This is a genomic window from Cupriavidus sp. P-10, from assembly GCF_003402535.2.
In the GTDB taxonomy this organism is placed as follows: Bacteria; Pseudomonadota; Gammaproteobacteria; order Burkholderiales; family Burkholderiaceae; genus Cupriavidus.
In genome coordinates, this window is sequence record NZ_AP025171.1 from 363008 (window position 1) to 376923 (window position 13916).

At 66.6% G+C, this 13916-nt stretch carries 12 protein-coding genes and 1 pseudogene; 8 read left to right on the forward strand and 5 right to left on the reverse strand.

Annotated features, from left to right (window positions below; genetic code table 11):
• Position 1 precedes the first annotated feature (1 nt).
• The 7 genes from CTP10_RS18800 to CTP10_RS18830 all read left to right on the forward strand — a co-directional run bounded on the left by CTP10_RS18800 (position 2) and on the right by CTP10_RS18830 (position 7007).
• Positions 2-895 carry a VOC family protein gene (locus CTP10_RS18800; RefSeq protein ID WP_116318780.1) on the forward strand — a complete coding sequence of 298 codons (894 nt, stop codon included), beginning with the start codon at positions 2-4 and terminating at the stop codon, positions 893-895.
• Positions 892-2049, forward strand: coding sequence for an FAD-dependent monooxygenase (locus tag CTP10_RS18805; RefSeq protein ID WP_116318779.1), 1158 nt, complete (start codon positions 892-894; stop codon positions 2047-2049). The genes CTP10_RS18800 and CTP10_RS18805 overlap by 4 nt, the downstream gene beginning before the upstream one ends.
• Positions 2046-2501, forward strand: coding sequence for an acyl-CoA thioesterase (locus CTP10_RS18810; protein WP_116318778.1), 456 nt, complete (start codon positions 2046-2048; stop codon positions 2499-2501). Before CTP10_RS18805 ends, CTP10_RS18810 begins: the two co-directional genes overlap by 4 nt.
• Before the next feature lie 36 nt (positions 2502-2537).
• Entirely contained in the window at positions 2538-3293 is a 756-nt protein-coding gene (locus CTP10_RS18815; RefSeq protein ID WP_116318777.1) for a maleate cis-trans isomerase family protein, read from the forward strand.
• Positions 3294-3356: 63 nt separating this feature from the next.
• Positions 3357-4616, forward strand: a complete 1260-nt coding sequence (locus CTP10_RS18820; protein WP_116318776.1) for an MFS transporter — start codon at positions 3357-3359, stop codon at positions 4614-4616.
• Positions 4617-4680: 64 nt separating this feature from the next.
• Positions 4681-5520 (forward strand): TetR/AcrR family transcriptional regulator, encoded by an 840-nt coding sequence (locus CTP10_RS18825; RefSeq protein WP_233528079.1) that lies wholly within the window; start codon positions 4681-4683, stop codon positions 5518-5520.
• Positions 5521-6029: 509 nt separating this feature from the next.
• Positions 6030-7007: a Bug family tripartite tricarboxylate transporter substrate binding protein gene (locus CTP10_RS18830; RefSeq protein ID WP_116318775.1), complete on the forward strand. Its 978-nt coding sequence runs from the start codon at positions 6030-6032 to the stop codon at positions 7005-7007.
• A 27-nt stretch (positions 7008-7034) separates the two neighbouring features.
• Here the strand turns inward: CTP10_RS18830 and CTP10_RS18835 are convergent.
• From CTP10_RS18835 to CTP10_RS18850, 4 genes and pseudogenes are all read right to left on the reverse strand, one after another.
• A pseudogene (locus CTP10_RS18835) lies at positions 7035-9049 on the reverse strand (alkaline phosphatase D family protein).
• A 257-nt stretch (positions 9050-9306) separates the two neighbouring features.
• Positions 9307-10164, reverse strand: coding sequence for a citryl-CoA lyase (locus tag CTP10_RS18840; RefSeq protein ID WP_116318774.1), 858 nt, complete (start codon positions 10162-10164; stop codon positions 9307-9309).
• A complete protein-coding gene (locus CTP10_RS18845) occupies positions 10161-11360 on the reverse strand; it encodes a CaiB/BaiF CoA transferase family protein (RefSeq protein WP_116318773.1) in 1200 nt (399 codons plus the stop codon). The genes CTP10_RS18840 and CTP10_RS18845 overlap by 4 nt, the downstream gene beginning before the upstream one ends.
• A 35-nt stretch (positions 11361-11395) precedes the next feature.
• A complete protein-coding gene (locus CTP10_RS18850) occupies positions 11396-12361 on the reverse strand; it encodes a Bug family tripartite tricarboxylate transporter substrate binding protein (protein WP_116318947.1) in 966 nt (321 codons plus the stop codon).
• 268 nt (positions 12362-12629) lie between these two features.
• Here CTP10_RS18850 and CTP10_RS18855 point away from each other — a divergent pair, with 268 nt between their 5' ends.
• On the forward strand, positions 12630-13439 hold the full coding sequence (locus tag CTP10_RS18855; protein ID WP_116318772.1) for an IclR family transcriptional regulator: 810 nt from the start codon (positions 12630-12632) through the stop codon (positions 13437-13439).
• Positions 13440-13461: 22 nt separating this feature from the next.
• On the opposite strand, the gene CTP10_RS18860 is transcribed toward CTP10_RS18855, so the two are convergent.
• A complete protein-coding gene (locus CTP10_RS18860; RefSeq protein WP_116318771.1) occupies positions 13462-13824 on the reverse strand; it encodes a glyoxalase superfamily protein in 363 nt (120 codons plus the stop codon).
• Between the last annotated feature and the right edge of the window lie 92 nt (positions 13825-13916).

A 13916-nucleotide genomic window follows, 5' to 3' on the forward strand; every position in this document is an offset into this window, starting at 1 on the left:
GATGACCCAAGCGACGACCCAATCGACGACCCAAGCGACAAACATTGCCGCAGCGCCTGCCGTGCAGCTGCATGGCGTGCACCACACCGCGCGCCCGACCTGGAAGCTGGCCGAGACCGTGCATTTCTACCGCGACCTGCTCGGCCTGCCGCTGGTGCATGCGATTTCCGCCAAGGGCTGGGGGCCGGACAACCATGCCGACTTCCTGCACTTCTTCTTCGATAGCGGCAACGGCAGCACCATCGCCTTCTTCTACTACATCGGCACCGAGCGCCCGGACTGGCTCACCGTGCGCGAGCATTACCAGGACCGCGCCACCCACACCGCCTGGCGCGTGCGCGACGAGGCCGAGCTGCTGCTGTGGCGCCAGCGTGTCGAAGCGGTCGGCATCCCGCTGCGCTACCAGATCCGCCATGAGGTGATCGAGTCGATCTACTTCAACGATCCCAACGGCTACCCGATCGAGATCACCTGGCAGGTGCGACCGTTCAGCGAGTCCGATGCCGAAGACGCACGGCTGACCATCGACGCCGCCATCGAGCTGGAGAACGCCGGCAAGGACGGCGCGCCGTTCGGCTCGATCGAGCCGGTGTGGCAGCGCAAGGCCGCGCTGATCGACAAGAGCGCGCCGGCCGGCAAGGCTTCGGTGTTCGTGCTCGACGTGCCCGAGTTCGCCGCGCTGCTCGATGTGGCCGGCAAGACCGAAGGCTACAACACGACGTCGCTCGGCAACGGCTACGTGCGCATCGACGGCAACCCCGGCATCCGCTTCGGCCGCAAGGCGCTCGGCTTCAAGCCGGCGGTCTGGTACGGCGCGCTGACCGGCGGGCTGGCGGGGCGCATCGAACAGTTCGACATGGATGCATTGGTCATCGCCCCGGGGGACGCCAAATGAAGATCGCCATCATCGGGGGCGGCCCGTCGGGGCTGTTCCTGGCTATCCTGCTGAAGGAACGGCTCGCCGAAGTCGATATCGACATCTACGAGCAGAATCCGGAAGACGCCACTTTCGGCTTTGGCGTGGTGCTGGCCGATACCGGGCTGTCCAACCTGCGCGCGGCGTCGCCGGCCGTGGTCGATGAGCTGGCGCGCGCGATGCGCTTCAGCGACCGCCATTCCATCGTCAGCCACGAGCACCCGATCACGATGAAGCGCCCTGGCGCGGGCGGCGGCGCAATTCCGCGCCTCCGGCTGCTGCAGATCCTGCAGGCGCGCGCGGGGGAGCTGGGGGTGCGGATCACGTACAACCAGCGCATCAGCGATTTCTCGGCGATCGATGCCGACCTGGTAGTCGGTGCGGACGGCGTCAATTCGCAGCTGCGCGCGGCCAACGAGGCCGGCTTCGGCACGCGCCGCCACAGCCTGACCAACCACTTCGCCTGGTATGGCGTGGAGAAGCCGTTCCCGAACCCCGCGCTGGTGTTCCGCAAGTACGAAGGCGGGTATTTCGTCGCGCACTACTACCCATACTCGGACTCGATGAGCACCTTCGTGGCCGAGTGCGACCACCAGACCTGGCTCGACTTCGGCATGGAGTCGATGACGCAGGAAGAGCGCCAGGCGCTGTTCGAGAAGATCTTCGCCGCAGAGCTGGGTGGCTACCGGCTGGTGTCGAACAACTCGGTGTGGCGCCAGTTCCCGGTGATCGTCAATGACACCTGGCATGTCGGCAACCAGGTGCTGATCGGCGATGCGCTGACCAGCGCGCATTTCTCGATCGGCTCGGGTACGCGCATTGCCATGGAAGACGCGATCGCGCTGGCCGAGGCCATCGTCGCCTCGCCGGATGATGTGCAGGCTGCGCTGCAGCGTTACGATGCCAGGCGCCGCCCGGAGAAGGCCAAGCTGATCAGTGCGTCCGAGGCCTCGTACAACTGGTACGAACGCATCCGCGAATGGATGGATCTGCCCACGGCGCATGAGTTCGTGTTCCGCTTCATGACCCGTACCGGCCGCGTCGACCTGAACCGGCTGCGCGAGCAATACCCGAACCTGCTTGCCGAGCTGACGGCGGCGGGCGTGTCGGTGCCGGCCGGGCAGCACCCATGATCCGCGCCACCGAGTATGTACTCAGCGAGCAGCCCTTCGTGGTGCGCCGCACCGTGCGCTGGGGCGACTGCGATCCGGCCGGGGTGGTCTACACCGGCCGCTTCACGGACTACCTGCTGGGTGCGGTGGGGTTGTTCTCCGACCATATCGCCGGTGGCACGGGCCGCCTCGGCACCGCGCATGGCGTCGGCACGCCGTGCAAGGCCATGCGTTTCGAATTCATCGGCACCTTGTGGCCGGACGATGTGATCGACATCGAGTGCCGGGTCGAAGCGATCCGCACGCGTTCCTACGACATCCGCTGCACGGCCCGGCGCCCGGACGGGAGCGCGGTGTTCGACGCGACCTTCTCGCCGATCTGCGTGCGGCTGGACGAGCGCGTCGGCACGCCCATCCCCGACTCCCTGCGCGCCGCGCTGTCGGCTTTCCAGCGGCCTGCGGCCGCGCGCTGATGCGCGGCACTGCCGCCGACATTCTCGAATTTCATCATGCAATACAGAATCGGACAGATCGTTCCCAGCTCCAACATCACCATGGAGCGCGAAGTCCCCGCCATTTTCGCCGGCCGCATGCAGGTGCTGCCCGAACGCTTCTCCTTCCATTCGAGCCGGGTGCGCATGCATCGCGTAGTAGCCGAGGAACTGGCGCAGATGAACCGCGACATGGGCCGCTGCGCGCAGGAACTGGCCGACGCGCGCGTCGACATCATGAGCACCGCATGCCTGGTCGCGACCATGTGCATGGGGCAGGGCTACCACCGGCAGGTCATCGAAGACCTCACCGCGGCGATCGGCGACGCGCCGCATTTGCCCGAAGTAATGACCTCGGCCGGCGCGCTGGTGGAGGAACTGAAGGACTTCGGCGCGCGCCGCATTGCGCTGCTGGCGCCATACAGCGATGCGCTCACGCGCACCGTGGTCGACTACATCGAAAGCGAAGGCATCGCGGTGCAGGATGCGATCAACTTCTCGATCCTCGACAACCTGGAAGTCGGTGCGCGCGACCCGATGCAGTTGCTGCAGGATGTGCAGCGGCTGGATACCGCCGGCGTCGACGTGGTGGTGCTGTCCGCCTGCGTGCAGATGCCATCGCTGGCGGCGCTGGAGCCGGCGCAGCAGGCGCTAGGCATCCCGGTGACGTCGACGGCGGCCTGCACCGCGCGCCAGATGCTGCGCCGGCTCGGCCTGCGCGCCGAGGCGCCGGGCGCAGGCGCCTTGCTCGGCAGCCGCACCGGACTGGCATGACGCAAGACGGCCGCCCGCAGAGGCCGCCACCATCCGCCAACCTCGGCAACGGAGACAACCACCATGCAGCAAGCCCCCCAACCGGCGCCCGCCGCCGCCCGCTGGACCTATGTCGCCGTCATCCTGGGCGCGGCGCTCGGGATGCTCGCGGGCTACGCCCCGCTGTTCAATGCCACCGCTGGCGTCTTCGTACAGCCGCTGGCGCAGGAGTTCGGCTGGGGGCGCTCTGAAGCCTCGCTGTCGTATGCGGCGTCGATGTTCGGGCTGGCGGTGGTCAGCCCGCTGGTTGGCACGATGATGGACCGCTTCGGCATCCGGCGCGTGATCGCGGCGTCGGCGCTGGTGTTCGGGATTGCCACGGCATGCATGGCCTTGCAGGATGGCAGCAAGGCGATGTGGGTGAGCTTGTCGGTGGTGGTCGGCGTGTTTGGCGCGGCGACCTCGGTGCTGGGCTACCTTGCGGTACTGCCGCAGTGGTTCGACCGTCGCCTGGGGCTGGCGCTCGGCATTGCCATGTGCGGGCTCGGGGCGGGCACAGTGCTGATGCCGGCCACCGCGCAGTACCTGGTCACCGGCTATGGCTGGCGCACGACGTATGTGGCGCTGGGGCTCGGGTCGATCGTGCTGTCGCTGCTGGCCTGCGCGCTGCTGCGCGAGCGCCGCGTGCCCGGCGTGGCACGGGCCGCGTCCGGGGCGGCGGCGCCCGGGGTGCCGCTGCGTGAGGCACTGCGCAGCTATCGCCTCTGGGCCATCTGGGCGGTGTTTATCCTGGCGTCGTCGGCGACGCTGTCGCTCGGGCCGCACCTGCCCGCGATGTTTGCCGACAAGGGCTTCAGCCCGGCGGACGCCGCGCGCAGCGCGTCGATGGTCGGCGTGGGGTTGCTGGTGGGCCGTATCCTGACCGGAGTGCTGATCGATCGCATCCACGCGCCGTTCGTCGCCTGCGTGTTCTTTGTCGGTGGCGCTGCGGGCATCTACCTGCTTGGCGTCACGCGGGATTACCAGTTGCTGCTGGTCGCCGCCACCCTGATCGGCCTGACCATCGGTGCCGAGGGCGACCTGATCTCTTACCTGGTGCGCTCGTATTTCGGGCTGCGGGCGTTCGGGGCGCTGTTCGGCATCGCGTTCTCCGGGTATGGCTTCGGCGCGGTGATCGGGCCGATCGGGCTGGGCGGATGGTTTGACCGGCATGGCAACTACGACACCGCGCTGCTGGTGCTGCCGTGCATGCTGCTGGCGGCCGGGGCGCTGACGCTGTCGCTGGGGCGTTATCTGCGCCCGAGCTCGCATGGTTCCGGTTTGCCCGAGCCTGCCGGCGCCTGAGTTCGCCATGGCTGGCGCAGCGCGGTAAAATTACCAGGGCCGCAATTTACGCGGCCCTGTGTCCATGACCGGTCAAACCAACATGCCAGCCGCTCGCCGCAATACCACAGCCGCCGCCGCACCCGCCGGAAAGGCAACCGCCACCCCCACTGCGCCGCGCCGTCGCGGCCGCCCGCCCAAGACCGATTCGCCTATCGGCGCCGAGCCGATGCTGAGCCGTGTCGCCATCCTGCAGCATGCGATCAAGCTGACCAAGTCCATGCCGCTGGACCAGATCTCGATGGTGCAGCTGGCCAAGGATTTCGGCGTGGCGCCGGGGTTGATCCACTACTACCTCGGGGGGCGTGACCAACTGGTGTCTGGTGTACTCAACGACTACTACCGCCAGCGGGTTGGCGTGCTGCCGTCGTTGACTGGCGACTGGCGTGCGGATGTGGAGGGGATTGCGCGGCTGAGTTTCGAAGTTGCCGTGGAGAATCCCGGGGTCAGTATCTACGTCGCGTCGCATAACCGGTATCGCTTGTTCCAGGAAGTGGAGCCGGGGGAAACCGATTACGGGATGGAGTTCTTCAACCGGATGACGTCGGCCATCATGCAGGGTGGTTTTACTGCCGAGCAGGTGGCGCTTGGCTATCACCTGATTGCGCAGTATCTGGTGTCGGCCAGCATGGCCGAGGCCTCGCGGCAGTTGCCGGCTTATCACCAGGCCTTTATCGAGAAGAAGCTGGAGTCGGCTTCCGAACTGCAATATCCGGGAGCGCGGTTCGTCAGCAAGGCGTTTTCGCGGTTGACTTCCGATGTGGCGTTTGAGGAAGGGCTGCGGATTACGCTGGATGGGATTGAGGGGTGGAAGGTTAGTGGGAGGGGTGTTGTGGTCAAGAGGGCCAGGAAGAAGGTTGCTTGAGGTTTGTGGCCTGGCGGCTGGCATCTGGTAGCAGTTGATATGCCCTGTTCCGCCCTGAAGGGCGGGTAACTTTTTGTCCGAGCGACAAAAAGTCACCAAAAAGCGCGTTTACTGCCCTGGGCGGGCGGCCACTCTTATCGTAGTGCGCGCGAGCTTTCGTACGGGGCTGGGCGTCGTTGCAGGGCAGGACTGCCTGACGCCATGGTGCGCCACGGTGGCTCGGGATTGACGCAGTTTTTGAACGAGCCCAGAGCTGTTGGGTGGCCCCTGCTGCTAGCGGCGTGGTAGGAACGCCTGCGGCTGCGCAGCGCGCGGGTCCTAGTTGGTCAGCTGGGCTTGGCGACAGGCGATCGACTACGAAGGTAGGGACATAGTGGTAACCCCTTATTTGATACACAAACAATTAATCTAAAATTAATTGCCAGTATGTCAAATAAAGACGTCCTCGTCCCGCTGCCCTGCATCAGACCCTTGACGACGAGACGCCACACCACACACGGGAGACAACCATGAACCGCCGCACCAGCCTGAGGCTGCTTGTAGCAACCAGCCTGACCGTCGCGGCCGCGGCCGCAGCCGCAACCGCCGCCCCCTATCCAGAAAAAATAGTCCGCATCGTCGTCCCCTCCATCGCCGGCAGCGCCCCCGACATCATCGCCCGCCAGGTCGCCGAACGCCTGACAGCAGTCTGGAAGCAACAAGTCATCGTAGAAAACAAGCCAGGCGGCAACGGCATCGTCGCCATGAGCGCCTTGAAGCAATCCGCGCCGGACGGCTACACGCTAGGCATCTTCCACGCCGCCGCAGCCGTCACCACCCCGGTGATGTACAAGGAAGCCAGGTTCGACATCCAGCGCGACACCGAAGTCGCGGCAACACTGGCCTACACGCCAATGATGTTCGTCGCCGACCCCAAGTCCGGCTTCACGACCCTCGCGGAAGTGCTGAAAGCCGGCAAGGCACGCCCGGACGACGTCACCATCGGCAGCCCCACGCGCGGCTCAGTCCCGCACCTGACCGCTGAAATGATGGGCCAGCTGCAGCAGGCACGCTTCCGCCAGGTCAGTTTCAGCGGCACCACGCAGGCGATCCAGGCCGTGGTCAAGGGCGATGTGCCGGTCTATGTCGACGGCATCGCACCGCTGGTACCGCTGGTGCGCAGCGGCCGCCTCAAGGCGCTGGCGGTGACCGCCGACACCACGCTGCCCGGGCTCGAAGGGATACCCCTTGCGAGGGACGTAGCCCCCGGCCTGGTGGCAAAGGGCTGGTTCGCCGTGTTCGCGCCCAAGGGCACCCCCGCGGCCGCGCTCGACGCGATCAACACCGCGGTCGGCACCGTGCTGTCGCAGCCTGTCTTCGTCGAGCGGCTGAAGGAGCTGGGCACCTACCCGATGCCTCAGAACCGCCAGCAGGGCGAACGCTTCGTGCAGGCAGAGAAGGTGCGCTGGGAAAAAGTCATCCGTGACGCCGGCGTCAAGGCCGAATAAGCACCCGGCGCACCGCAACCCATCCCGCTACAGCACATTCACATCCGCCGTGCCTGCCGCCACTTCAAGCACCCGCGTGCTTGCGGTAGCCGGCAGCGCCGGCGCGACCCCGCCGCTGATGGACTTCATCGTATGGAACGCGCAGCTGAGCTTGTCCGCCGTCAGCGTCACCAGCGCATACCCTTCCGCATTGGTGTCGGCATGGCGAATCCACGGGTTGAACGCGCGCAAAGTGGTATCGAACGCGTTCACCAGCACGCCGCCGACATCGCTGTAGACCAGCTCGCGCAACGCGGCAAAAGCCTGGTCGTTGTCGACGATGGCGCGGAACGAACTCAGCAGCGTGTTGCTCGACACGCCCGCGGTCACCAGGTCGACCATCACCGGCGTGGGCGAAGCCGCATCGTAGTCGTCCATCACCTGGCCGCCGAAGAACGCATGGATGTCGCCACTCAGCGCCACCATGTTGCGCACGCCGTTGGCCTTCAGGAACGCCATCAGGTTCTTGCGCTCGGCGTTGTAGCCATCCCACTGGTCGGCATTGAGGATAAAGCGGTCGAGCAGCGCGATCGCCGGCAGGCGGCTTTCGATCAGCGGCCGGATGTTGGCGTCGAAGGCCGCCGCGTCGATGCCTGCCTGCGACAGCAGGTTGCGCAGCGCGGTGTACGCCAGTCCGGCATAGGAGCCGGCGGCCTTGGCCGCGGCCAGATCGCTTTCCAGCGCACTGGCGATGGCCGACTGCAGCGATGCCAGCGCGCTATTGGCCTGCACCAAGGCCCGCGCGATCAGATCGGCGATGGCCTTGGTGATGTCGACCTGCATGCGCATGAGCGACAGCTGGTTGCCCCACAGCTTCCACGTGGTATTGGCGCCGCCGACGCGGTCCTGCCACCACGCGCGCTGCGCGTCGCCGAGCATCGACACCGGCGTCAGCGCATTGCCGGCATCGCTGATCTTCTGCGCCTCGGTGGAGGCCAGCGTGGCGGCGGGAACGAAGTACAGGCTGCCGACCGCGCGGCCAGTCGATTCCTCCGCGATGATGTGGTCGGCGCGGTACAGCCGTTCGTCGGTCATCAACAGCGTGGCCAGGTTGCCGAAGGTGAAGGCCCGGTAGATCTGGATGTTCTGGAACGACGGGTTGCTCGTGTCGAGGCTGACGTCGGCGGGCAGGTATTCGAACCACGCCTGGCTGGCGGCGCGCCGGCGCGCGGTGTGTGGCGTGAGGTCGTCGTCCGAGTCGTAGGTCTGGCGGTCCTGCCAGCAGTTGTCCGAGAACTCGTGGTCGTCCCAGATCGCGATCATGGGGAAGGCCGCGTGCAGCGCCTGCAAGCGCGTATCGCTGCGGTAGCTGCGGTACAGGTAGCGGTAGTCGTCGAGCGTGGTGGCGTAGACGCTGCCATCCGGCAGCACCGTGCCGTTGGGCAGCTGCAGCGCGGCGTGGCGGTCTTCCACCAGTCCGGCGCGTGAGCCGCCGGGCACGGCTTCGTAGATGTAGTCGCCCACGTGGACGATAAAGTCCAGGTCCTGTTCCACCAGCTCTTCCATGCCGGCCCAGTGGTTGGCATTCCAGTCCTGGCAACTGACAAAGGCGAAGCGCAGTTGCGCCAGCGGCGTGCCCGCGGCTGCTGCGGTGCGCGTGCGGCCTGCGGTGCTGGGGCGGTTGCCGAGCAGGAAGCGGTAGTAGTAGCGAGTGCCGGCGGTCAGGCCCGTGACCTTGTTGCGAATGGTGTAGTCCCATTCCGGAAGGGCCATCAGCGGCTGGTTGACCACCAGCGATTGCGGCGGGAAGTCCTGCTGGGTCGAGACTTGCAGCCGCACCACCACGGGCCGCTTGCCGTTGCTGCCTTCAACGCGGGTCCACACCACTACGCTGTCTGCTTTGGGTCGCCCGAGGCGACGCCGTGTACGAAATTGAAGTTTTCCGGATTGCCCGTGTCGGGCTCATCGTCGTCGCCACCACCGCCGCCGCAGGCAGCCAGGCCGCCGGTGGCGATCGTGACGGTCATGAAACTTCCCCACTTCAGGAACTGGCGTCGATCCATGATTGCTCTCCTTCTCTCGGGTTGCGGAGCACAGCCGCGGCCCGGACGCCGGAGAGGGCATCATTTTTTTGTGGGAGACGTGACTGCTTGTTGCATGGATACTAGTGGCCGGTCTCTGTCTTCGCTGTCGGTGATGCGCCGACATCGATATAGGAAAAGGACGACTGATGCCGAGAGGCGTTGTGCTCGGCCTTTCCAGTCATCCATGGCGTCAGGACGCGATCTCCGCAGCGACGCAATGATTCATCAACGACCGGCTAGGGCACGTCGCGCTGCGGCGCGCCGTCGTAGGTCCACAGGAACTGGCGCGGGATCGGTCCCTTGTTGCGCCCGCCCTGGCAGGTCTGCTCCCACGCGTGCGCGAGGATGCCGACCGAACGCGACAGGCAGAACAGGCCGCGCGCCAGCGGGGCAGGGAAGCCGAGCTCGGCATAGATCACGGCAGTGGCACCGTCGATATTCATCGGAATGGGCTTGCTGCGCCCGGCGGACAGTGCCTGCTCGATGGCACGCGCGATCGACGCATAGCGCCCCGTGACGACGCCATCGGCCGCGGCTTGTTCCACCAGCGCGAGCAGGCGCGGTGCGCGCGGGTCGACCGGATGGAAGCGGTGACCAAATCCGGAGACAAACTTGCCATGCAGGTCGCGATAGCCATGCAGCGCCGCGGCCACGGCATCGTCCATGCTGCTGCCGGCGTCGATGCGCGCGCCGACATCCTCATACAGCGCCACCGCCTGTTCGCCCGCGCCGCCATGCACGTCGCCCAGCACGTTGACCGCCGACGCCATTGCATTGTTCAGCCCCACGCCGCAGGTCGCCGCCATGCGCGCGATGGCAATGCTCGGTGCCTGCGGACCGTGGTCGACGGCGGCCATCAGCGCCGCGTCAAGCAACTCTCCCTGTCCCGGGCCAGGCAGTTCGCCGCGCAGCATCAGCCAGATCATCTGCGCAAACGAGACGCGTCCGATCAGCTGCTCGATGGGATAGCCGCGGTAGCGGATCTCGCCGGGCTTCATGTCGATGATGCCGGTATGCCACCAGTCCTGCGACAGGCGCTGGCCCGGATCCATGTCTTGTTCGCCGGCGTTGGGATGTTGGCCGATGCCGCTCATATTGCGCGCTCCTGGCTGAGTTGATCGATGTCCGTGCTGCTGTAGCCCAGGCTTTCCAGCACCTGGCGCGTGTGCTGGCCCAGTTCTGGCGGCGGCGTGTCCACTGCCGGCGCCTCGCGGTTGAGCTTGAAGCCGGTGCGCACCACGCGGATGTCGCGGCCCACGCCTGGCACTTCGGCAAATTCGCCGATCATGCCGCGGTCGCGCACCTGCGGATGCGCCAGCGTGTCGGGCACGCCCAGCACCGGACCGGCCGGGACCCCGGCGGCGTTCAGCAGCGGCCACCATTCGGTGGCGGGCCTGGTTGCCAGCTCGGCTTCCAGCGCTTCGGTCAGGGCCGCGCGGTTGGCCAGGCGCGCCTGCCGCTGCGCGAAGCGCGCATCGCCCGCCAGTTCGGGACGGCCGACCACGCGGCACACCGCCTCGAACTGTTCCTGCTTGTTGGCGGCGATATTGAGCAGCCCGTCGCCGGTGCGGAAGGTGCCCGACGGGCTGGCGGTCATGTTCTCGTTGCCCATCGGCACCGGCGCCTTGCCGGCGATCAGGTGGTTGGAGACCACCCAGCCCATGGTGGCGAGCGTGGCCTCCAGCATCGACACGTCGATGAAATAGCCCTCGGTGCGCTGGTGATCCGCCAGCGCCGCCGCCACGGCGAGCGCCGCGGTCAGTCCGCCAATGGTGTCGGACACCGGATAGCCCACCCGATACGGCGCCGTCTCCGGATCGCCGGTGATGCTCATCACGCCTGACATGCCCTGGATGATCTGGTCGTACGCCGGCAGCTCCGCCAGCGGCCCGTCCTGGCCGAAGCCGGAGATCGCGCAGTAGATCAGCCGCGGGTTCTCCTGTCTGAGCGTTGCGTAGCCCAGGCCGAGCCGGTCCATCACGCCGGGGCGGAAGTTTTCGACCAACACGTCGGCGCTGCGCACCAGCTTGCGGAACACTTCCTTGCCGCGCGCGTGCTTGAGGTTGATGGTCACGGACTGCTTGCCCGGGTTCTGGGCCAGGAACGAGACGCCCATCAGGCGCTGGTTCAGCTCGGCATCCGCGCCAAGCTGGCGCGCCAGGTCGCCGGTACCCGGCGTTTCCACCTTGATGACCTCGGCGCCAAGATGCGCGAGCTGGTGGCAGCAGAACGGGCCGGCCAGCACGTTGGTGAGGTCGAGCACGCGGATGTTACGCAAGGGTTTTTGCATGGCGTTGGTGTCTGGTCCGTTGTTCGACGATTCAACTATTCGACGCGCGCGCCGGACTGGCGCACGATCTCGCCCCAGCGCGTGTTCTCGCTCTGGATAAAGGCGCCGAGCTCTTTGGCGGTGCCGCCGCGAGGCTCGCTGCCTTCTTCACGCAGCTTGCTCACCGTGTCCGGCTGCGCCAGCGCCTTGTTGACCTCGGCATTCAGCCGCGCCACCACCTCGGGCGGCGTGCCGGCGGGCGCCACCAGCGCCTTCCAGTCTTCCGCCTGGAAGCCTGCGTAGCCCGACTCTGCAATGGTAGGCACGGCGGACAGCAATGGCAGGCGTTTGGCCGATGTCACTGCCAGGGCCCGGATCTTGCCGGCCTTGATCATCGGCATGGCGATCGGCGGCGTGGCGAAATAGAAGTCGGTCTGCCCGCCCATCAGGTCGGTCAGGGCCGGCGAGGCGCCCTTGTACGGCACATGCAGCGTCTTGATGCCGGCGCGCCGTGCGAACATTTCACCGGTCAGGTGCCCGACCGTGCCCGTGCCGGCCGAAGCCATCGACAACTGCTTCGCCTTCGCCGCCGCCACGAGGTCTGCAACAGTCTTGTAGGGAGCGTCGTTACGTACGATCAGCACCACCGGCTGCGCCGCCACCAGCGCCACCGGCGCGAAGTCCTTCAGCGCGTTGTAGGGCATCTTCGGATACAGCGTGGGATTGATCGCCAGGTTGGCGGTCTGCCCCATGCCCAGGGTATAGCCATCGGGCCTGGCCTTGGCCACGCCGTCCATGCCGATGTTGCCGCCCGCACCCGCGCGGTTCTCCACCACCACGTTCCACTTTGTCGCCATGCCGATCTTGTTGAAGACCAGTCGCGACAGCACGTCGGTGCCGCCCGCCGGCGGGAAGGGCACGATCAGGCGAACCGGCTGCGCGGGATAGGCGTCGGCGGCATGGGCGACGCCGGCACCTGCGGCAAGCAGCGCAGGCAGCGCGCAGCAGGCAACGGTGCGCATCAGGGCCCGCACAGGCGCGGCAAGTATCGGGGAACGCATGGAATGGGTGGAACGGAGCGAACGGCGGGTCATGGAGTCTCCTGTCTGATGGAACCGGCAGGCCTGATCTCTTCAGTTGGCGCCGGTTTTGTTCCTTCTGATAGAACTGTGTTCTATGGAGAAGAACTTTAGAGCCAGAATAGAGAGAAACTAATCCGAGTAAACCCGATGATTTCGAAAAAATGTGAAACCTGTGTTCTACTAGGCAGAACTCTGGCCGCCTGCAACCATGGAAGACAAGCAACCCGCCCACTCCGCCGGCGCCCCCGATACCTCCAGCGGCGTCGCCGTGCTGGACCGCGCCTTCGCCATCCTCGGCGCCTTCGGACCGACCGACGAGCGCCTGTCGCTGACCGAACTGTCGCGCCGCACCGACCTGTACAAGAGCACCGTGCTGCGCCTGCTGGCGGCGCTGGAGCATGGCGGCTATATCCGCAAGCTCGACGACGGCCAGTACGCAATCGGGCCACAGCCGCTGCGGCTGGCGGCGATCTACCAGCGCTCGTTCCGCGTCGGCCCGGTGATCGAGCCGCTGCTGGAGCAGGTCAGCCGCGAACTGGGCGAAACCTCATCGTTCTACGTGCGCCAGGGCGACCAGCGGCTGGTGCTCTACCGTGTGGAGCCGGCGCGTGCGGTGCGCGTTTCCATTGGCGTTGGCGACGCCTTCCCGGTCGACCGCGGCGCCTCGGGCAAACTGCTGCGCGCCTTCACTGAACCCGGCGACGAGCGCTGGAGCGAGGTGCGGGCGCGGCTATGGGCGGCGTCGTATGGCGAGCGCGATGCCGAGACCGCCTCGGCCTCGGTGCCGGTGTTCGGCGCCACCGGCGAGCTGGTGGGCGCGCTGACCTTGTCGGGCCCGAAGCAACGGCTGGCCGCGGCGCCGACAATGTACGCGGCAGTGGCGACCTTGCTCAAGGTCGCGCGGCAGGCCACCGCGGTGCTGGGCGGCAATGGCGCGCGCTACGATCAGGGCATCGCGCAGCTGAGCATGGAGCAGATCATGGCCAGCGGCGCGACCGGCGCCGGCGACGCGGACTAGCTGGCGTCACGCGGGCTTGCGCCTATTCGGACAGCTCGCAGAAGCGCAGCCGGTTGCCGAACGGATCCGCCACCTGCAGTTGCCGGCCCCAGCCGAGCGTCTCGACGCCGGGGCGCGCATACGCGTAGTCCCTGGCCGACAACTCGCGGTGCAGCGCATCGATGTCCTGCATTGGCACGAATACCGTCGATCCGGGCGTGGCGTCGCCGTAGTGCTCGCTGAGATGCAGCGTCAGGCCGGAGCGCCTGACCTGCATATACAACGGGAAGCCTTCTTCGAAGCGATGCTCCCAGTCCACCGTGAAGCCGAGGAAATCCAGGTAGAACTCGCGGGCCTTGTCGACCGAGAAGATGCGCAGGATCGGGATGGCGGGGGACAGTTGCATGGCATTGGCCTCGTCATGGAAACAGTTGGCGGAAAAGGGATTGCCGGATCATAGGCCATGCTTGCCGATTCGCGCTGGATGCATAAGCAACC

Coding starts and splice junctions, on each gene's coding strand:
- CTP10_RS18825 (WP_233528079.1), top strand. CDS start 4,681: ATGACCGGTCAAACCAACATGCCAGCCGCTCGCCGCAATACCACAGCC.
- CTP10_RS18805 (WP_116318779.1), top strand. CDS start 892: ATGAAGATCGCCATCATCGGGGGCGGCCCGTCGGGGCTGTTCCTGGCT.
- CTP10_RS18810 (WP_116318778.1), top strand. CDS start 2,046: ATGATCCGCGCCACCGAGTATGTACTCAGCGAGCAGCCCTTCGTGGTG.
- CTP10_RS18800 (WP_116318780.1), top strand. CDS start 2: ATGACCCAAGCGACGACCCAATCGACGACCCAAGCGACAAACATTGCC.
- CTP10_RS18830 (WP_116318775.1), top strand. CDS start 6,030: ATGAACCGCCGCACCAGCCTGAGGCTGCTTGTAGCAACCAGCCTGACC.
- CTP10_RS18845 (WP_116318773.1), bottom strand. CDS start 11,360: ATGCAAAAACCCTTGCGTAACATCCGCGTGCTCGACCTCACCAACGTG.
- CTP10_RS18840 (WP_116318774.1), bottom strand. CDS start 10,164: ATGAGCGGCATCGGCCAACATCCCAACGCCGGCGAACAAGACATGGAT.
- CTP10_RS18855 (WP_116318772.1), top strand. CDS start 12,630: ATGGAAGACAAGCAACCCGCCCACTCCGCCGGCGCCCCCGATACCTCC.
- CTP10_RS18815 (WP_116318777.1), top strand. CDS start 2,538: ATGCAATACAGAATCGGACAGATCGTTCCCAGCTCCAACATCACCATG.
- CTP10_RS18820 (WP_116318776.1), top strand. CDS start 3,357: ATGCAGCAAGCCCCCCAACCGGCGCCCGCCGCCGCCCGCTGGACCTAT.
- CTP10_RS18850 (WP_116318947.1), bottom strand. CDS start 12,361: ATGCGCACCGTTGCCTGCTGCGCGCTGCCTGCGCTGCTTGCCGCAGGT.
- CTP10_RS18860 (WP_116318771.1), bottom strand. CDS start 13,824: ATGCAACTGTCCCCCGCCATCCCGATCCTGCGCATCTTCTCGGTCGAC.